A 17,972-nucleotide genomic window follows, 5' to 3' on the forward strand; every position below is an offset into this window, starting at 1 on the left:
GATTAGGCTGGGATCATGCCTGAATCGCTGCCCAATCATTTCGTGCCGTCTCCTGCCCGCGGGCGGGTGCTGGTCTTCGATTCCGGGGTGGGGGGCCTGACCGTGGCGGAGGAGATCCGCGCGCTCGGCCCGGCGCTCGGCGTCCATTATGCCGCCGATTCCGGCTTCTTCCCCTATGGCGACAAGTCGGACGAGGCCCTGCGCGAGCGCCTGCCGAAAGTGGCGAAAGCGCTTTGCGACCGCGTCCGGCCGGATGTCTTCGTCATCGCCTGCAACACCGCCTCCACCCTTGCCCTGCCGGAGGTGCGTGCTGTGCTCGACATCCCGGTCGTCGGCACCGTGCCGGCGATCAAGCCGGCGGCGGCCCTGACACAGACCGGCACGGTCGGCCTCCTCGCGACGCCGGGCACGATCCGCCGCGCCTATACTTCAGAGCTGATCGAGAAATTCGCCGGCCACCTGCATGTCATCATGCAGGGCAGTATCGAACTTGTCCGCCTCGCCGAAGCCCATGCGCGCGGCGAGGACATCCATATCGACCGCTTTGCCGAAGCCCAGGCGCCGATGTTCGAATCGCCCGGCGGCGAGAAGATCGACACGGTCGTCCTTGCCTGCACGCATTTCCCGCTTGTGCGCGGCCAGCTCATCGCCAGCGCGCCCCAGCCCGTCAGCTACGTGGACTCCGGCGCCGCGATCGCGCGCCAGACCATCCGTGTCCTGCCAGAAGAGACTGAGGCGCGCGGCGTCGGCGGTCAGGCTTTCCTGACCAGCCCGCCGGAAGACGAGGCGGATCTCGCGCTCGTCCTCAGGCGATACGGCTTTCCCGATGTTCAGAGCGTGGCGATCGAGCCGATGGACACGACTTCCGCACCGACCGCGCCGTAAAGGCTCGGCCAGGGCGCATCCTTCACTTCCACCACTTCGGTTTCGCCGAAGCCGTTGAAGCGGCTGGACATCGCGCGGCCATAGGCGCCGAGGTTGCCGAACTCGATATAGTCGCCCTCGGTCAGGCCTGCCGGCAGCAGGATTTCCTCGGGGAACTTGTCGGTCGAATCGCAGGTCGGGCCGTAGACGCGGTAGGCTTTGAGGCCGCGCAGCTTGCGGCCGTTGCCGGCGATGGCGCGCATCGGGAACTGCCAGCGCTCGTGCACCGCATCGTAGAGGGCGCCATAGGAGCCGTCGTTGATGTAGAGCGCGCCGTCCTTGTTCAGCTCGATGCGGCACAAGAGGCTTTCCGACTCGGCGACCAGCGCGCGGCCCGGCTCGCACCACAGTTCGGCGTTTTCGAGAACGAACATGTTTTCGAACGAGGCTTCGACCATGGCGGCATAGGCTTCGAGGGCCGGCGGGGCGCCGTCAGCGTACACGGACGGAAAGCCGCCGCCGACATCCACGATGTCGACCGTGACACCGGCCGTGATGATGATGCGCGAAACGTCCGCCATCGCGGTCGCCCAGGCCGTCGGCTTCAGCGCCTGGCTGCCGACATGGAACGACACGCCCAGCTCGTCGGCATGACGGCGGGCTTCGCGCAGGATCTCGGCGGCATCGTCCGCATTTGCACCGAACTTGCCGGCCAGCGGCAGGGCTGCGCCGTCGCACGAGACAGCGATGCGCACGATGATGGTCAGGTCTTTCGCAAAACCCGTCTCCTCGAGGATCTTGTTCAGCTCGGCCATCGTGTCGGTGACGAAGATGCGCACGCCGAACTCGTGATAGGCACGGGCAATGGCGCGGCGGTTCTTCACCGGGTGCAGGAAGGCGATGCGCGCGGTCGGGAACCGTGTGCGGATCAGTTCGATCTCGGTGTCCGAGGCACAGTCGAAGCTGCGCACGCCGCCGGCCCACAGCGCGTCGAGGACGTGCTCGCCGGGGTTTGCCTTCACGGCATAGAACGGCTCGGCCGGGAACGAGTCGCGGAACCAGCGGGCAGCCGCAGTCACGCGCTCAGGACGGAAACACCATACGGGCAGGTCCGGCTGGGACTCGCGCACAACATGAATTGGGGTAGCATAAGTGTGCATGACACCTAACCTCCAAAGGGCTTTTAACCAGCTTTGGGCGTTAGTACGGGGGCCCCCGATGACCGGGTTAGCGCAGAGTGTCCGCCACATCTCAATTTTCGAGGGGGGATGTAGTGGACAAATACCGGGCACGCAAGAGAAAATTTTGGTCTGGCTGAAGTTTGCGTCGCAAAAGGTTCACAAAGGCGACGCGACAGGGTCACGGCATGTGAGTATCGCTGTTGGGAATCCGAACAAATCCAATTATTTGCTGCAGAAACAGGGAAAGTTTCGCGTCATGCGCGCATTAAGAAAATTTATGCTCGCAAGCCTCCTTTTTTGCGGGGCGGCCGCCTGCGGCCGGACCGACCTGTCGACCCTCGAAACCGGTGACCAGATTCTGGTCCCGCCGATCACGTCCGGAGATGTTCCAAAGATCCGGATTGTTGGCTCCTCCACGGTCGGCCCCTTCGCCAATGCCGTGGCCGAGCAATTCGGCGCGGTCACGGACTTTCCCACCCCGATCGTCGAAATGACCGGCACGGGCGGCGGCTTCAAGGCCTTCTGCGCCGGCACCGGGCCGCAACACGCCTCGGTGTCGGATGCCTCCCGCCCGATCAAGGACAGCGAGCGCGCCCTTTGTGCAGAAAACGGCGTCACCCGGCTTGAGGAAATCCGCATCGGCTATGACGGCATCGTCATTGCCAATTCGAGGTCCGGCCCGGACTTCGATCTCACCAAGGCGGAACTCTACCGCGCCCTCGCCATGGACCTGCCGGACGGGCAGGGCGGCTTCACGCCCAACCCGAACAAGACCTGGCACGATGTCGCGCCGCACCTGCCGGACGAGCCCATCCTCGTGCTCGGCCCGCCGCCGACCTCCGGCACGCGCGACGCCTTTGTCGAGCTGGGCATGGAGATCGGCGCGCTCACCGATCCGCAGATGCAGGCCCTCTTCGCCAGCGATGAGGCCGCCTTCCGCGAGCGCGCCCATGCCCTGCGCGCGGATGGCGCATGGATCGATTTCGGCGAGAACGATGCCGCGATCATCCAGTCGCTGCTGAAAACGCCGGGCGCCATCGGCGTGCTCGGCTATTCCTTCCTTGAGCGGAATACCGACCGGGTGAAGGCGGCGCGCCTCGCCGGGGTCGAAGCGGACTTCGACCACATCAAGTCCGGCACCTATGGCCTTTCGCGCCTCATGTACGTCTATGTGAAGTGCCAGAATCTCGGCCAGGTGCCCGGCCTTGCGGAATTTGCCCGTGAATTCGTCTCCGACAGCGCCATGGGGCCGGACGGCTACCTGCTGGAAAAGGGACTTATTCCGCTGACGGATGAAGACCGCACCGCCGTCCAGGCGCAGGCCGCCACACTTTCTGCAGGCGGCAAGGCGGGCAACTAGGCGTCTTCGTCCTTGTCCTTGACCTTGCGCGTCGGGCCCATGTTCAGCGGCGGCGGGATCACCAGCTCGATCGGCTTCTTGCGGCGGCGCAGGCGGATTTTCTGCCAGAACCGCTTGCGCGCCGGGGCCGGCAGCGGCTGCAGGTTCTCGATGAAGGCCGAGGCGCAGGCATGCCAGCTATAGCCTTCGGCATACTCCCGGCAGGTCGCGCGGCTGAGGTCGAGGCAGGCTTTCGCCCCGGCGGCAAGGTCGCCGCCCACCGGCGTGATCGTGCCGGCATTCGAGCCCGGAATCACGTCGCGCGGCCCCGTCGCCTCGAAGGCTGCGACCGGCGTGCCCGAGGCCATGGCTTCCAGCACCACGAGGCCGAACGTATCGGTCAGGCTCGGGAACACGAACACGTCGGCGCTCGCATAACAGGTCGCGAGATCCTCGTTGAACCGTGCGCCGAGGAACTTCACTTCCGGATAATTCCGCTTCAGCTCTTCCAGCTGCGGTCCGGCGCCGATGATCACCTTGGTGCCCGGCAGGTCCAGCTCGGCAAAGGCCTCGATATTCTTTTCCACTGCCACGCGGCCGACATTCAGGAAGATCGGCCGGGCCATGCCCTCGAACGGGTCGCCGGGCTCGCCCGCTTCGATGCGGCGGTGCGGGTTGAAGAGGTCGGTATCCACGCCGCGGCCCCAGGCGACAAGATTGATAAAACGCTGCGCCTGCAGCTCCTCCACCATGGAAGGCGTCGGCACCATCACCTTGCCGGAATATTTGTGGAACCAGCGCACGAAATTATAGCCCCATGCCACCGGGATCGGCAGGCGCGCAGACACGTATTCGGGGAATCGCGTGTGATAGGCGGTCGAGAAGGGGTGCTTGATGCTGAGGCACATGGCGCGCCCCGCCATGCCCAGCGTGCCTTCGGTCGCGATGTGTACGGCGTCCGGCTCGAATTCGCGGAACCGCTCCTCGATCTCGTCGCGCGCGAACAGGGCCAGCTTGATCTCCGGATAGGTCGGCAGCGGCATGGTCATGAAACCCTGCCCCGGATGCACGACTTCCCAGACATGGCCCATGGCCTCTGTCTCGGCGATCACGCGTTTCATGGTGCGCACGACGCCATTGACCTGGGGCTCCCAGGCGTCTGTCACCAGCATGATCCGCATGAGGACTCCATCATCATCTACCCGCCCGGCCGCAACATGGCGAGCTTGGGGAGAGGCGTAAAGGCCTCGTTTACTGCTCGCCCCCTCGCGTCCGGCGGCGCAAGGCGATATAGCTGTGCCCGGAAACCGTGTGAAGCGGGGCAGGACATTCCGGAAAGCCTCCTCAAACGGTTACGTTCATTCGATTTACCGGAACCCTGCATGCCCGACACGCATCTCCCGCCCGCCCTCGACTGGGACAGCCTTGACGATTCGAAGTTCGCCGATGAAGAGGCCCTGCTCGAAACCCTGCTGAAACAGGCGCCGCTCAGCGACGATCTGCGCCAGGCCGCTCGCCGCCGCGCGCTCGACCTGGTCGAGACCGCGCGCGCCAAGGGCCGGCGCAAGGGCATGATGGAAAGCTTCCTTGAGGAATTCGGCCTGTCGAATGCCGAGGGCCTCGCCCTCATGTGCCTCGCCGAGGCGCTGCTGCGGGTGCCTGATTCGGCGACCCGCGACGAGCTGATTGCCGAGAAGATCCGCTCCGGCGACTGGGGGGCCCATCAGGGCCAGTCCGAATCCTGGCTGGTCAATGCCTCCACCTGGGGCCTCATGCTGACCGGCAGTGTCATCGGCGTGCCGGCCGCGGCGCACAAGGGTCCGGCCTCTTTCATCGGCGGCCTCATCCGCCAGAGCGGCGAGCCGGTGATCCGCGCCGCCATGATGCAGGCCATGCGTATCATGGGCGAACAATTCGTCCTTGGACGGAACGTGAAGGATGCCATCAAGCGCGGCAGCCGGATGGTGAAGGCTGGCGAAGCGGCACATTTCAGTTTCGACATGCTGGGGGAGGGTGCCCGCACCGCGGCCGACGCCGCCCGCTATCTCAAGGCCTACCAGAACGCCATCGACGCCGTCGCCGCCGACAAGGATCCCGCCGTCGCGCCGGAACACGCCAATGGCGTCTCGGTCAAGCTCTCCGCCCTGCATCCCCGCTACCAGGCCGTCAACGAGGCGCGCGTGATGGCGGAAATGTATCCGGATGTCCTCGCCCTCTGCGAACAGGCGGCGAAGGCGAATATCAATCTTTGTCTCGATGCGGAGGAAGCCGACCGCCTCGTCATCAGCCTCAAACTGTTCGAACGCCTCGCCCGCGAGCCGTCCCTCAAGGGCTGGACCGGCCTCGGCCTTGCCGTGCAGGCCTACCAGAAGCGCGCGGGCGGCGTGGTGGAGCGGTTGAAGGCGCTCGCCGGTGAAACGCGCCAGCGCTTCATGGTCCGCCTCGTCAAGGGCGCCTACTGGGACAGCGAGATCAAGCGCGCCCAGGTCGAGGGCGACCCGAACTTCCCGGTCTTCACCACCAAGCAGGGCACGGACTTCCACTACCTCGCCTGTGCGAAAGCCCTGCTCGAGGCGAGCCCCGTCCTCTATCCCCAATTCGCGACCCACAACGCCCACACGCTCGCCGCCGTCGACCTGATGGCCGAAGCAATGGGCGTCACCGGCTTCGAATTCCAGCGCCTGCACGGCATGGGCGAGCCGCTCTATGACGCGGCCGGCGCGGGCAACCGCGTCCGCGTCTACGCCCCCGTCGGCGCGCATGAAGACCTCTTGCCCTATCTCGTCCGCCGCCTGCTCGAAAACGGCGCCAATACCAGCTTCGTGCATTCCTTCCTCGACCCCGACGTGCCGGCCGAACAGGTCGTCGCCGACCCGATCGCCAAGGTCGAAGCGGGCCCCCGCCGCCATCCGCGCATCCCGACGCCGCCGCGCCTTTATGGCCCGGAGCGCCGCAACTCTGCCGGCATGGACCTCTCGCAGAAAGCAACGCGCGACACGGTCGCCGCCGAGATGCGCAAGTTCCGCGACAGCCCGGCCATCGCCGCCGGCCCAATCGTTTCCGGCAAAGCCGATACGGGCGGCGGAGACCTTGTCCGCGCGCCCTGGCACACCGAAACTATCGTCGGCGCCTGCAAGGAAGCCGATGACGCTGCAATCGACCGTGCCCTGACGGCCGCCACCGCCTTCCAGCCGGAATGGGACAGGCTGGGCGGCGCGAAACGGGCCGCGCACCTGCGCGCCATGGCCGACGCCCTCGAAGCCAACACGCGTCGCCTCATGGCCCTGATGGCGCAGGAGACCGGCAAGACGCTGGAAGACGGCATCGCCGAAGTGCGCGAGGCGGTCGACTTTCTCCGCTACTATGCCGCCCAGGCCGAGAAGGATTTTGCCGGCCCCGTCCGCCTGCCGGGCCCGACGGGCGAGACCAATCATCTCTCCCTGCACGGACGAGGCGTGTTCTGCTGCATCAGCCCCTGGAACTTCCCGCTCGCCATCTTCACCGGCCAGATCGCCGCCGCGCTCGCCGCGGGCAACACGGTCGTAGCCAAGCCTGCCGAACAATCGCCTCTCATCGCCTTCGAGGCGGTGAAGCTTTACCACAAGGCCGGCCTGCCGGCGGATGCGCTCCACCTCCTGCCGGGCAGGGGCGAGACGGTCGGCGCGAAACTCACCGCAGACCTCCGCGTCTCCGGCGTCTGCTTCACCGGCGGCACAGGCACCGCGCGCCTCATCAACCGCACGCTGGCCCACCGCGACGGCCCGATCATCCCGCTGATCGCCGAGACCGGCGGCCTCAATGGCCTGTTCGTCGACACGACAGCCCTGCGCGAGCAGGTGATCGACGACATGATCCTCTCGGCCTTCGGTTCGGCCGGCCAGCGCTGCTCGGCGCTGCGCATCGCCTTCCTGCCGAAGGCCACCGCCGACAGCCTGATCGACGGTCTGAAAGGTGCGATGGACCAGCTGAAGCTCGGCGACCCGTCGCAACCGGACACGGATGTCGGCCCGGTGATCGACGCAGAGGCCCGCTCAGTGCTGCAATCTCACCTCGACGCCATGCGCAGCGAGGCGAAGATCCTGCACCAGGTCGACCCCGGCGCCATGGGCCGCGAAGGCTACGGCTTCGGCCCGGCCCTCGTCGAGCTTTCCTCTCTCGATCAGATCACGGAAGAAAAATTCGGCCCCATCCTGCACGTCCTGCGCTACGATCCGGACGATGTCGCAAAGGTCGGCGCGGCGCTGCATGCGAAAGGCTACGGCCTGACGCTCGGCATCCATTCGCGCCTCGAAAGCTTCCACAGGGCGGTGCAGGCCGCGGTCCCGGCGGGCAATTGCTATGTCAACCGCTCGATGATCGGCGCCGTGGTTGGCGTCCAGCCGTTTGGCGGTGAGGGGCTTTCGGGCACCGGGCCGAAGGCCGGCGGGCCGCGCTATCTCCACCGTTTCGCCACGGAACGGGCGGTCACGGTGAATATCACAGCCCAGGGCGGTGACGCCGAACTCCTCAGCCTGTAGGGTCAACATATGCGCAAGACCCTCCTCTTACCCGCCGCGCTCCTGCTCGCGCTTGCCGCGTGCGGGAAGAAGCAGCCCGCCCCGGTGGCGACCGACCCGCCGGGCGCCGCCGAACCCGCAGGCGCGGCAGAGGGGGAGGAGCCCGTCGCCCAGCTGGAATCGGCGCAGACCGTGCTGCCCGATCCGCACACGACCGACATCGCGGACCTGCCGCGCGCCATCTCGCTCGACAATGACCTCGTCAAGGCCGACATCACCTTTGACGAGGGCGTCTTCGCTTACGCACCCGCCATGGCGATGGACCTTGTCGAAGACGCCCGCATCCGCCTCACGGCGACCGAGGAAGACGCCGCCGCTTATAAAGAGGCGGACCCGGACTATTTCCGCCCCTATGGTCTGCGCATCGACTGGAAGCTGACCGGCGCGGCCGGCGGCCTCGCGGGCCTTGAAGGCTTCCAGTATTCCTATACCGGCGGCGCGCACGGCAATTACTTCACCGACGGGCGCATCTACAGCACGATCACCGGCGACGAACTGCGCCTGGCTGACCTCTTCACCGATCCTGCCGCGGCGATCGCCGCCCAGATGGCACCCATCCATGAAGGCATCGCGCGCGAAAAAGTGTTCAAGACAAACAATTCAGCCGCCTACGACACCTTCCTCGGCGAGGCGCAGGATGCCGTCACGCCCGACATGGTGAAAGGTGGCCAGATCAGCCTCATCGCCTCAGACGAGGCCGGCAAGCTCGGCGGCTATGTCATCCATTTCGGCCCTTACGAAATCGGTTCGTATGCGGAAGGCGCCTATCATGTCGCCATCCCGCAGGAAGACTTCCGCGATTTCCTGAAGCCGGAATATACCGGTGCCTTCGGCGGCAAGCCGGTCGCCCTCTCGCGGCCCGATTCGAAGAACTAATCCGCGCCAGCTGTCCGTTATGGCTTCACCAGCGTGCAGCCGAGCCCCGGCTCGAACCGCGTCTCCGCCTTCACCATGCCGCCCAGCCGGAAACACCGGCTTTTTCCTACGAATCCCGTGGCCGGAGCCTTCCCGTAGCCTCAGCGTAGGATTTACCGGAGCCCGAAGGCGCGGTTTATCCCCGTCCTAATCCCCGCCCACCATGAAATGTGCGAGCAGGGTGGTGACGGGTTTGGAGCGCTCGTCCTGCCAGGCTTCGGCCTGCACCGAACACATGCGCCGTCCCATCTTGGTGATGGTCGCACGGGCATAGAGATCCTTCGCATGGCCCTGGCGCAGGTAATCGATCGTCAGGTTGATCGGTCGCGGCGGGTGGCTCAGATGGTCAGCCACAAGGAACACCTGCGCCTGCGCCGTCAGTTCCAGGAAGGCGCCAATCATGCCGCCATGCAGGGCGCGGATCGCGACATTCCCGATCAGCTTTTCCTGGAAGGGCACGATGGCCGTCATCTCGTCGCCCATGACTTCGCAGCGCATGCCGATTTCCTGCGCCAGCGGCGTGCGGGCGATGAAGGCAGCGACTTCCTCGGCGCGGCTGAGGTCGGTGTCACTGGCCATATTGTTCTCTCATGCTTTCGACGCTGCGCGGCTTGTTGATCGCAAAGGCCCCCGCCGCCGTTGCGATCACCTTGTCGCGGTTCTCGTGATAGGCCCAGGCGCGGGTGAAGGCGATATTGCGGGTGAGGTGATAGCATTCCGCCTCGCCGATAATGTCGCGGCGCGGATCGGCCGGGCGCATATAGTCGATGCGCAGGTCCAGCGTCGCCACGAAGTGCGGCGTGGACAGGGCCGACATCGCGGCCGGGCCGCACAGATTGTCGAGGAAGCCCGTCAGCACGCCGCCATGAATGACGCCCGTGTCCGGGTCGCCCACCAGCCGGTCTTTCCAGGGCTGCAGGCCCCAGACATGCCCCTTTTCCACCCGCGTGATGCGGAAGCCGAGGCGCCGCCCCCACGGGATCACCGATGTGATCACATCGCAATTCTCGGCCATTACCTGCCAGGGTTCCGGGAGTGTCGCGGCGTCATCGCTCATCTTGGGGTCTCTTCATTTGACGTGCCTTGCAGCTCGGATAACACTTGGGGCCATAAAGACATACACATGACCTGAGGTCAGGAGGAATTGATGGCGTTCGACGGGCCTGGCAAGCCGAAGACCTGCATCATCGGGGCGGGCTGCTCCGGCTTTACCATGGCCAAGCGCCTGAAGGATTACGGCCTGCCTTACGATTGTTTCGAGATGTCGGACGATATCGGCGGCAACTGGTACTACAAGAACCCGAACGGCGCCTCGTCCTGCTACCAGTCCCTGCACATCGACACGTCGAAATGGCGTCTTGCCTTCGAGGATTATCCCGTGCCGGAGGACTGGCCGGATTTTCCGCACCACGCCCAGCTGCTGCAGTACTTCCATGACTATGTCGACCATTTCGGCCTGCGCGAGACGATCACCTTCAACACGGCCGTGACCGATGTGGCCGACCTGCCGGGCGGGCGCTGGAAAGTCACCCTGTCGACGGGCGAAAGCCGTGAGTACGATTTCGTCGCGGTCGCCAATGGCCATCACTGGGATGCCCGCAAGCCCAGCTATCCCGGCCATTTCGACGGTTACCAGGTCCACTCCCACAATTATACCGACCCGTTCGAGCCATATGACTTCCGCGGCAAGAAGGTGATGATCGTCGGGGCAGGCAACTCGGCGATGGATATTTCATCGGAGCTGGCCCAGCGCCCGCTCGCCTCGAAACTTTACATTTCCATGCGCCGCGGCGTCTGGGTGATGCCGAAATATATCGACGGCAAGCCCGCCGATAAAGCAGTGCTGCCGGCCTGGCTCCCGGCCGGCATCGGCCGCAAGCTCGCGCGCGCGAAGCTCAAGAAAACCATCGGCATGATGGAGGATTATGGCCTGCCGAAGCCGGACCATGAGCCGCTGGAGGGCCACCCCTCCGTCTCCGGCGAATTCCTGACCCGCGTCGGCTGCGGCGACATCATCCCGAAGCCCGGCATCGACCGTCTCGACGGTGACGGCGTCGTCTTCACCGACGGCACCCGGGAAGCGATCGACGCCATCGTCTGGGCGACCGGCTACAACGTCACCTTCCCGTTCTTGAAGCAGGACGACCTGACGCCGAAGGATAACGTCTTCCCGCTCTACAAGCGCATGGTGAAGCCCGGCCGCGAGACGATCTTCTTCCTCGGCCTCGCCCAGCCCCTGCCGACGCTCGTGAACTTTGCGGAGCAACAGTCAAAGCTGGTCGCCCTCGCCATCACGGGCGACTATGCTTTCCCGAAACCGGACGAGATGGAGCGCATCATCGTGGCAGACGAGAAGGAACATCTCGGCCATTTCTACGACAGCCCGCGCCACCGGATGCAGGTGGACTTCAACGCCTATTGCAGGGATCTGATGAAAGAAATCGAACGCGGCACCAAACGTGCCCGGGTGAGCGCGTGATCCGGCGGCTGGGGGCTGCGATCTGTTTGGCTCTGCTCGGCGCCTGCGCCAGCACGCCGGCGCCCGTCGAGGTGCGGAGCCTCCCGCGTGAGGCCGCGCCGCTGCCGCATGGCGAGGTACAGCCGCAGGGCACCTTCCAGCCGAATGCCTATCTGCGTTCGTGCGGCGGCATCTATGTCACCAACGCGCCCGACATGGACGGCGATTTCTGGGTGGTGAACTACAAGCCGATCATCGTTGTCGGGTCCATCGTGCTGGCGACGGCGCCGGCCAATGATGTGTGCCTCTCGTCCGGCTTCGGCATCCGGTCTGCGCGCAAGCATGACGGCATCGACCTGCAATCCATTCCGGCGGGCACGATCTATTCCGCCGCGCCCGGCACGATCCTCGAAGCGCGCGTCTCGACCGGCTATGGCAACATGGTGCTGATCGACCATGGCGGCGGCGTCTACACCCGCTATGCGCATCTTGCCTATTTTGCCGACGGCATCGAGGCGGGCGCCGAGATCGGCTTCGGCCAGCCGCTCGGCATGATGGGCCAGAGCGGCAACGCCACCGCGATCCACCTCCACTATGAAATCCTGACCGGCAACTACAACAACCCGAAAGGCTCCAAGGGCCTCAACCCGCGTGACCCCTTCGAATTTCCCGCCTATGATCCTGACGCAGGAAGCTGAATCAGGGGGAGGGGACAAACATGCGTAATCTCTGGCTTTCAGGCGCGGTGCTGATTGCGCTCGGCGCCTGCCAGACGCCCCCGGTTCCGGCATCGGATGTTCCGTCAGCGTCCCAGTCCTATACGTTTGCCGAAAGCCCGTTCGCAGAGGATTTCGGCCCCCTCGCGGCGCTCGTCGGCACGCGCTGGCGCGGTGAGCCGGGCACGCGCGACAAGGAACACGGCCAGCCGGCGGACTATTCGGAATGGTACTGGGATCTGGGCGGCAGCGTGCTCGTCAACCGCCACGTGATCGAGGACGGTTCCTATGGCGGCGTCACCTATATCCAGGTCAACAACGAATCCGGCGCGCTCGATTATGTCTACATCACCAGTGCGGGCTTCCGCACCTCCGGCAGTTTCGAAATCAATGAAGACGGTAGCTGGTTTGCCGAGGAAGCGCTCGAAGGCCTCGAACATATCGACAAGGTCCGCTCCACCGGCCGCATCAATCCCGACGGCACCCTGTCCAGCGTCTCGGAATTCCATGGGCCTGACGGCTGGGGGCCGGGGCACGAATTCGTCTACACGCGGACAGACCTGCCGATGCCGGTGCTGGTGCCAAAGGGCGTGCCTGAATGAACCGGTTTTTCGATCCGGAACTGTTCCTCCGGACCTATCGCGATCCGCTCGCCTGGCTTGCCCTGGCGGTGGACCTGCTGCCGATCGTCGCCATCCTTTTGTTCGGCTGGCGCGCAACGCCGCTGGTCGCGCTCTACTGGCTGGAAAACCTCGTCATCGGCGGGTTCACCGTGCTGCGCATGCTGGGGTCGGTGGCAGGCAATATCGCCAATCTCGGCATCTGCCTGTTCATCGTGCCCTTCTTCTGCATCCATTACGGCATGTTCTGCTTCGGCCACGGGATCTTCCTGCAGGCCATGTCCGGCAGTGACACGGCCGACCCGTTCGGCGGCGGCCCCCTGTCGCTTGTCCACTGGGCGATGGGCACCGCGCCGCACATGATCTGGTTCGTCACCGCCATCGCGGCGGTCAATGCCGTGTTCTATATCGCCGACTTCATCATCAGGGGCGACTTCCGCACCGCTTCGCCGATGGTGGAAATGTTCGCGCCTTACGGCCGGATCGTGACCCTGCATGTGGCGATCATTCTTGGCGCCGGCCTGATGCTGGCGCTGGGCCAGCCCTTGCTCGGCGTGCTGATCCTGATCGCCCTGCGCGTCGCGTTCGGCGTCGCCCTGAACACGATGCGCCAGCTGAAACTGGAAGGCGCGCTCGGAAAGACGCTGAGTGCCGTTGCAGAGGCCGGATAAGCCGAAGGAAGAAAGCCATGTCGACACTCAGCACAGCCGCGGATCTCCGCACCGTCTACCAGCAGCCGTCCGGCGGGGCAGTCGGCAAGGACATCGCGCACATCGACGTGCACTTCTCCCGCTTCATCGGCCTCTCGCCCTTCCTGTGCATCGGCACGTCCGGCGAGGACGGCCTCTGCGATGTCTCGCCCCGTGGCGGGGAGCCGGGCTTCGTCCACGTGATCGACGAGCACACCCTCGCCATGCCGGACCGTCCCGGCAACAACCGGCTGGACTCGATGAGCAACCTGACGGCCCGGCCGGGCGTCGGGCTCCTGTTCTTCATTCCGGGCTTCGAAGACTGCCTGCGGGTCAACGGCCTCGCGCGCATGTCGACCGACGAGGCCCTGATGGGCCGGTTCCTCCATGACGGAAGACCGCCGCGCTCGGTCATGCTGATCGACGTGAAAGAGGCCTATTTCCATTGCCCGAAAGCGATCAGGCGGGCTGGCCTGTGGGATCCGGACGCACAGGTCGACCGGTCAACCTTTCCCAGCCCCGGACAGATCCTGCGCGATCAGATGAAACTGGACATGCCGGCCCGCAGCATCGACGACGCAATCGACCAGAATGCGCGCGACGAGCTCTACTGATTGCGGCGGGTTCAATAGGGAAACATCCCGATTGCGACCTGTTACCGCTCAGCGGTTGAAAAAAGTTGACACATTATGACGCCTCGGCTCAACGTACCGTGGGGTTAAGTGTGAGGGTCACATTCGTGGACACCAAGACAGTGCTGGAGCCGGGCAAGCGCGCCCGGTCCAAGGCGGCAAACCGGCGCGCTATTCTGGATGCAGGGCGGCGCGTTTTCGCGCGTATCGGCTATGAAGCCACAACCGTGCGCGACATCATCCGCGAGACCGATCTCGCCTCGGGCACCTTCTACAATTATTTCAAGTCGAAGGAGGAAGTCTTCGAGGCCATCGCCGAAGACTCCACCCATCGCTACCGCGAACTGCTGAGCCATGTGCGCGAACGGGCCACCACTGCCGAAGACTATATGAAACAGGCCTACCGGGCCTATTTCGCCTTCATCGCGGAGGAAAATGAGGAAGCCTTTGCCAATGGCGCCCCGCACCTCGCCCTGATCGGCGTGCGCGTCGATACGCCGGAAATGCTGGCCACGGCGGCCGAGATCCGCGCCGACCTTGAGCGCATCCTCGAAGACGACTCGTCCGGCCTCGACATCGATTACCTTGCTGCCGCCGCCATCGGCATCGCGCGGGAAATGGGTGACGTCATGCTGCAGCGCCGGCCCGTGGATGTGGACGGCGCGACGGAATTCGCGTCCCGTATGCTGCTCGCCAGCATCCAGGCCCTTGCCGCAAAGTAACCCTTTTCGCCCCTTGGCGGGAAGGGTTGGGCAGGTCTAAGCTTTTCCCAACAAAGACAACAGGGGAGAGGCCATGAGCCTGCAGCAGACCATCGCCAGGCTCGTCATGAAGCTGCCGGGCGGCATCCTGGTGAAGCTGGCGGGCGGCACACCCCTGACGGTCCGCGGGCGCACGCTCGAGCCGCAACTCCAGATGATCGCGTGGAACGGCCGCAACGCCCCGCCATTCTCCACGCTGCCGGCGGAAGTCGTGCAGGCCGCAACCAGAGACGCGCTGGCGCAAGTCGCCGCGCCGATCGAGCCGGGCGTGAAAACCGAGGATCTCACCATTCCGGGCCCGGATGGAAACGAGATCCCAGCCCGCGCCTACAGGCCCGAGGGCCAGGATCCGAATGCGCCGCTGATGGTCTACTACCATATGGGCGGCGGCGTTATCGGTGATCTCGAAACCTGCCACGCCTGGTGCTCGATCCTTGCGTCGCGCGTCAAATGCCCGGTGCTCTCCATCGACTATCGCCTCGCGCCCCAGCACAAATTCCCCGCCGGCATCGACGACTGTATCGCCGCCTATGAATGGGGCATGCGCAACGCCACCCGTTTCGGCGCGCCGGAAGGGCAGGCTGCCGTCGGCGGCGATTCCATGGGCGGCAATTTCTCCGCCATCATCTCGCAGGAAATGCAGCGCGAGGACAAACCGCTGCCCGTGATGCAGCTGCTCATCTATCCGGCGGTCGACCTTGTCGAGGACTTCCCCTCGAAGGCGGAGTTCGGGGCGACGTTCTCCCTCTCCACCGACACGATGGACTGGTTCATGGACCAGTACCTTCCCGCCGGTTTCGACAAGAGCGATCCGATGCTGTCGCCCGGCCAGACCGGCGCGCTCGAGGGCTTGCCGCCAGCCGTCGTGATCACTGCGGGACATGACCCGCTGTGCGATGAGGGCGACGATTACGCCGCGCGCCTGAAGGCGGCCGGCGTGCCCGTCATCCACAAGCGCTACGACGCGCTCGCCCATGCGTTCACGGCCTTCACGCTGGTCTCTCCGGGCTCGCGCCGGGCCTGCGAAGAAATTGCCGACATGGTGCGCACCACTTACGACAAGCTGTAGCGGCAGGTCATGAAGGCGCTCGTCTGCCACCAGATTACCGAGGATTTCTCCGGCCTTGAGGTGCGGGAGATGCCCGTGCCCACGCCAGGGCCGGGAGAGGTGCTGGTGCGCGTGAAAGCGGCCGGCGTGAATTTCCCGGACCTCCTGATGAGCCAGGGTAAATACCAGATGAAGCCGGCCCTGCCTTTCGTCATGGGCATGGAATGCGCCGGCATTGTCGAGGCGCTGGGTGAGGGTGTCACCGGCTGGGCCGTCGGTGACGAAGTGATCGGCGGCAACAAGACCGGTGCCTATGCAGACTATGCCGTGCTGCCGGCAGACGGGCTTTCTGCCCGGCCGGCACCCTTCAGCTTTGCCGAAGCCGCCGCCTTCCCGGCGGCCTACCTCACAGCCTATGTCGCGCTGGTGCGCCGGGCCAACCTTCAGCCGGGCGAGACCCTGCTGGTGCATGGCGCCAGCGGCGGCGTGGGCATGGCGGCTGTCGATGTCGGCAAGCTGCTGGGCGCGACGGTGATCGCCACCTCGGCCTCCGACGCCAAGCTCGACAAGGTGCGCGCCTATGGCGCCGACTATGTGATCAATGCGACGCAAGGCTTCCGCGACAAGGTAAAGACGCTGACCCATGGTCGCGGGGCAGACGTGATCTTCGACCCCGTCGGCGGCGACGTATTCGACGAAAGCGTCCGCTGCATCGCCTTCGATGGCCGGTTGCTGGTCATCGGCTTCACCTCAGGCCGCATCCCGTCCATCAACGCCAACATGCCGCTGATCAAGGGTTTCTCCGTCGTCGGTGTCCGCGCCGGCGAATATGGCCGCCAGTTCCCCGAAAAGGGCCGCGAGAACCGCGACGCGATTCACGCCTGGGCGGACGCGGGCAAGCTGCGCCCCAGTGTCCATGCCGAACTGCCATTGACCGAGTGGCGCGAGGCCTGGCGCATGCTGACGGATCGCGACGTTGTCGGCAAAGTCATCATAAGGCCCTGACCGGGCAGAGAGAGGAAACGACCATGGCAAACCTTCCCGAAAGCGGCCTGCAGATCCGCACACTGATCACGCCTGAAGGCGTACTCGAATTGTCGCTCGCCGAAGTGCCGGTAAAGCCGCCGGGCGAGAATGAGGTCGTGGTCCGCGTCGAAGGCACGCCCATCAATCCGTCTGACCTTGGCCTTCTCGTCGGCGGCGCCGACATGTCGACGGCGGTGCAGGGCGGCACGGCTGCCCGTCCCACGATCACCGCGAAGGTGCCTGAGGCCGGGATGCGCGCCATGAAGGCCCGCATCGGGCAGGATCTGCCGGTCGGCAATGAAGGCGCCGGCACCGTGATCGCCGCAGGATCTTCTCCCGCCGCGCAGGCGCTGATGGGCAAGATGGTCACCTGCCTCGGCGGCGAGATGTATTCGCAATACCGTACCCTGAACGTCGCCCAGTGCATGATGCTGCCGGAGGGAACCACGGCGGAGCAGGGCGCCTCCTGCTATGTCAATCCGCTCACCTCGCTTTCCTTCGTGGAGACGATGCGCGCCGAGGGCCACAGTGCCATCGTGCACACGGCGGCGGCGTCCAATCTCGGCCAGATGCTGGTCAAGATCTGCCTGAAAGACGGCGTGCCGCTGGTCAATATCGTGCGCAAGGAAGAACAGGCGGCGCTCCTGCGCGGCCTCGGCGCGACGCATATCGTCAATTCGACATCGCCGACATTCATGGAAGACCTGATCCAGGCGATCATGGAAACCGGTGCAACCATTGGCTTTGACGCCATCGGTGGCGGCACGCTCGCCGGGCAGATCCTCGTCGCCATGGAGGCAGCCGCCAGCCGCAAGATGAAGGAATATTCCCGCTACGGATCAGGCCAGGAAACGCAGGTCTATATCTATGGACGGCTGGACCTGTCGCCGACCGTCGTGTCGCCCGGCCTTGGCTTCTCGTGGAACCTCAGCGGCTATCTCCTGACGCCTTTCCTCCAGAAGGCGGCCCCGGAAACCCGCGCCCGCATGTACAAGCGTGTGATCGACGAACTGAACACGACCTTCGCCAGCCATTACACGAAAACGCTGTCGCTCGCCGAAGCGCTCGATCTGCCGACGCTGCATGCCTACAACGCCAAGGCCACCGGCGAGAAATACCTGATCGATCCGAGCCGTTAAATCCCGTCTTGCGCAACTTCTGTGACAG

17 protein-coding genes are annotated in these 17,972 nt (G+C 65.0%); 13 read left to right on the forward strand and 4 right to left on the reverse strand.

Annotated elements, in window-relative coordinates; genetic code table 11:
• Positions 1–15 precede the first annotated feature (15 nt).
• A complete protein-coding gene (gene murI / locus R3C13_RS14185; protein ID WP_371311492.1) occupies positions 16–885 on the forward strand; it encodes a glutamate racemase in 870 nt (289 codons plus the stop codon).
• Here the strand turns inward: murI and R3C13_RS14190 are convergent.
• Entirely contained in the window at positions 831–2,024 is a 1,194-nt protein-coding gene (locus tag R3C13_RS14190; RefSeq protein WP_371311493.1) for a type III PLP-dependent enzyme, read from the reverse strand. The genes murI and R3C13_RS14190 overlap by 55 nt on opposite strands.
• 298 nt (positions 2,025–2,322) lie before the next feature.
• On the opposite strand from R3C13_RS14190, the gene R3C13_RS14195 reads away from it, so the two are divergent.
• Positions 2,323–3,405 carry a substrate-binding domain-containing protein gene (locus tag R3C13_RS14195; protein WP_371311494.1) on the forward strand — a complete coding sequence of 361 codons (1,083 nt, stop codon included), beginning with the start codon at positions 2,323–2,325 and terminating at the stop codon, positions 3,403–3,405.
• Here the strand turns inward: R3C13_RS14195 and R3C13_RS14200 are convergent.
• Complete coding sequence (locus R3C13_RS14200; RefSeq protein ID WP_371311495.1) at positions 3,402–4,565, reverse strand: glycosyltransferase family 4 protein; 1,164 nt, start codon at positions 4,563–4,565, stop codon at positions 3,402–3,404. The genes R3C13_RS14195 and R3C13_RS14200 overlap by 4 nt on opposite strands.
• Before the next feature lie 201 nt (positions 4,566–4,766).
• Between R3C13_RS14200 and putA the strand changes: the two genes are divergently transcribed.
• Positions 4,767–7,901, forward strand: a complete 3,135-nt coding sequence (gene putA, locus R3C13_RS14205; RefSeq protein ID WP_371311496.1) for a bifunctional proline dehydrogenase/L-glutamate gamma-semialdehyde dehydrogenase PutA — start codon at positions 4,767–4,769, stop codon at positions 7,899–7,901.
• Between the two features lie 9 nt (positions 7,902–7,910).
• Positions 7,911–8,816, forward strand: a complete 906-nt coding sequence (locus R3C13_RS14210) for a hypothetical protein (RefSeq protein WP_371311497.1) — start codon at positions 7,911–7,913, stop codon at positions 8,814–8,816.
• Between the two features lie 186 nt (positions 8,817–9,002).
• Here R3C13_RS14210 and R3C13_RS14215 read toward each other — a convergent pair whose 3' ends face one another.
• Both R3C13_RS14215 and R3C13_RS14220 read right to left on the reverse strand, forming a co-directional pair.
• Positions 9,003–9,434, reverse strand: coding sequence for a PaaI family thioesterase (locus R3C13_RS14215; protein ID WP_371311498.1), 432 nt, complete (start codon positions 9,432–9,434; stop codon positions 9,003–9,005).
• Positions 9,424–9,912, reverse strand: coding sequence for a PaaI family thioesterase (locus tag R3C13_RS14220; protein WP_371311499.1), 489 nt, complete (start codon positions 9,910–9,912; stop codon positions 9,424–9,426). The genes R3C13_RS14215 and R3C13_RS14220 overlap by 11 nt, the downstream gene beginning before the upstream one ends.
• Before the next feature lie 90 nt (positions 9,913–10,002).
• Here R3C13_RS14220 and R3C13_RS14225 point away from each other — a divergent pair, with 90 nt between their 5' ends.
• The 9 genes from R3C13_RS14225 (at position 10,003) to R3C13_RS14265 (ending at position 17,944) form a co-directional block, all read left to right on the forward strand.
• Positions 10,003–11,334: a flavin-containing monooxygenase gene (locus tag R3C13_RS14225; RefSeq protein WP_371311500.1), complete on the forward strand. Its 1,332-nt coding sequence runs from the start codon at positions 10,003–10,005 to the stop codon at positions 11,332–11,334.
• Positions 11,335–11,360: 26 nt separating this feature from the next.
• Complete coding sequence (locus R3C13_RS14230; RefSeq protein ID WP_371311501.1) at positions 11,361–12,011, forward strand: M23 family metallopeptidase; 651 nt, start codon at positions 11,361–11,363, stop codon at positions 12,009–12,011.
• A gap of 20 nt (positions 12,012–12,031) precedes the next feature.
• Positions 12,032–12,631: a hypothetical protein gene (locus R3C13_RS14235; RefSeq protein ID WP_371311502.1), complete on the forward strand. Its 600-nt coding sequence runs from the start codon at positions 12,032–12,034 to the stop codon at positions 12,629–12,631.
• A complete protein-coding gene (locus tag R3C13_RS14240; RefSeq protein WP_371311503.1) occupies positions 12,628–13,320 on the forward strand; it encodes a DUF6498-containing protein in 693 nt (230 codons plus the stop codon). The genes R3C13_RS14235 and R3C13_RS14240 overlap by 4 nt, the downstream gene beginning before the upstream one ends.
• Before the next feature lie 17 nt (positions 13,321–13,337).
• Positions 13,338–13,952 (forward strand): pyridoxamine 5'-phosphate oxidase family protein, encoded by a 615-nt coding sequence (locus R3C13_RS14245; RefSeq protein ID WP_371311504.1) that lies wholly within the window; start codon positions 13,338–13,340, stop codon positions 13,950–13,952.
• A 125-nt stretch (positions 13,953–14,077) separates the two neighbouring features.
• A complete protein-coding gene (locus R3C13_RS14250) occupies positions 14,078–14,692 on the forward strand; it encodes a TetR/AcrR family transcriptional regulator (RefSeq protein WP_371311505.1) in 615 nt (204 codons plus the stop codon).
• Between the two features lie 73 nt (positions 14,693–14,765).
• On the forward strand, positions 14,766–15,800 hold the full coding sequence (locus R3C13_RS14255; protein WP_371311506.1) for an alpha/beta hydrolase: 1,035 nt from the start codon (positions 14,766–14,768) through the stop codon (positions 15,798–15,800).
• A gap of 9 nt (positions 15,801–15,809) precedes the next feature.
• Entirely contained in the window at positions 15,810–16,784 is a 975-nt protein-coding gene (locus tag R3C13_RS14260) for an NADPH:quinone oxidoreductase family protein (RefSeq protein WP_371311507.1), read from the forward strand.
• A 23-nt stretch (positions 16,785–16,807) separates the two neighbouring features.
• Complete coding sequence (locus R3C13_RS14265; RefSeq protein ID WP_371311508.1) at positions 16,808–17,944, forward strand: zinc-binding dehydrogenase; 1,137 nt, start codon at positions 16,808–16,810, stop codon at positions 17,942–17,944.
• Positions 17,945–17,972 lie beyond the last annotated feature (28 nt).

The organism is Hyphomonas sp., assembly GCF_041398385.1.
In the GTDB taxonomy this organism is placed as follows: Bacteria; Pseudomonadota; Alphaproteobacteria; order Caulobacterales; family Hyphomonadaceae; genus Hyphomonas.

What these genes read in the sequence shown, in the direction of transcription:
- putA (WP_371311496.1), top strand. Translation starts at nt 4,767, where the DNA reads ATGCCCGACACGCATCTCCCGCCCGCCCTCGACTGGGACAGCCTTGAC.
- murI (WP_371311492.1), top strand. Translation starts at nt 16, where the DNA reads ATGCCTGAATCGCTGCCCAATCATTTCGTGCCGTCTCCTGCCCGCGGG.
- R3C13_RS14190 (WP_371311493.1), bottom strand. Translation starts at nt 2,024, where the DNA reads ATGCACACTTATGCTACCCCAATTCATGTTGTGCGCGAGTCCCAGCCG.
- R3C13_RS14265 (WP_371311508.1), top strand. Translation starts at nt 16,808, where the DNA reads ATGGCAAACCTTCCCGAAAGCGGCCTGCAGATCCGCACACTGATCACG.
- R3C13_RS14255 (WP_371311506.1), top strand. Translation starts at nt 14,766, where the DNA reads ATGAGCCTGCAGCAGACCATCGCCAGGCTCGTCATGAAGCTGCCGGGC.
- R3C13_RS14220 (WP_371311499.1), bottom strand. Translation starts at nt 9,912, where the DNA reads ATGAGCGATGACGCCGCGACACTCCCGGAACCCTGGCAGGTAATGGCC.
- R3C13_RS14195 (WP_371311494.1), top strand. Translation starts at nt 2,323, where the DNA reads ATGCTCGCAAGCCTCCTTTTTTGCGGGGCGGCCGCCTGCGGCCGGACC.
- R3C13_RS14200 (WP_371311495.1), bottom strand. Translation starts at nt 4,565, where the DNA reads ATGCGGATCATGCTGGTGACAGACGCCTGGGAGCCCCAGGTCAATGGC.
- R3C13_RS14240 (WP_371311503.1), top strand. Translation starts at nt 12,628, where the DNA reads ATGAACCGGTTTTTCGATCCGGAACTGTTCCTCCGGACCTATCGCGAT.
- R3C13_RS14235 (WP_371311502.1), top strand. Translation starts at nt 12,032, where the DNA reads ATGCGTAATCTCTGGCTTTCAGGCGCGGTGCTGATTGCGCTCGGCGCC.
- R3C13_RS14225 (WP_371311500.1), top strand. Translation starts at nt 10,003, where the DNA reads ATGGCGTTCGACGGGCCTGGCAAGCCGAAGACCTGCATCATCGGGGCG.
- R3C13_RS14210 (WP_371311497.1), top strand. Translation starts at nt 7,911, where the DNA reads ATGCGCAAGACCCTCCTCTTACCCGCCGCGCTCCTGCTCGCGCTTGCC.
- R3C13_RS14260 (WP_371311507.1), top strand. Translation starts at nt 15,810, where the DNA reads ATGAAGGCGCTCGTCTGCCACCAGATTACCGAGGATTTCTCCGGCCTT.
- R3C13_RS14245 (WP_371311504.1), top strand. Translation starts at nt 13,338, where the DNA reads ATGTCGACACTCAGCACAGCCGCGGATCTCCGCACCGTCTACCAGCAG.
- R3C13_RS14215 (WP_371311498.1), bottom strand. Translation starts at nt 9,434, where the DNA reads ATGGCCAGTGACACCGACCTCAGCCGCGCCGAGGAAGTCGCTGCCTTC.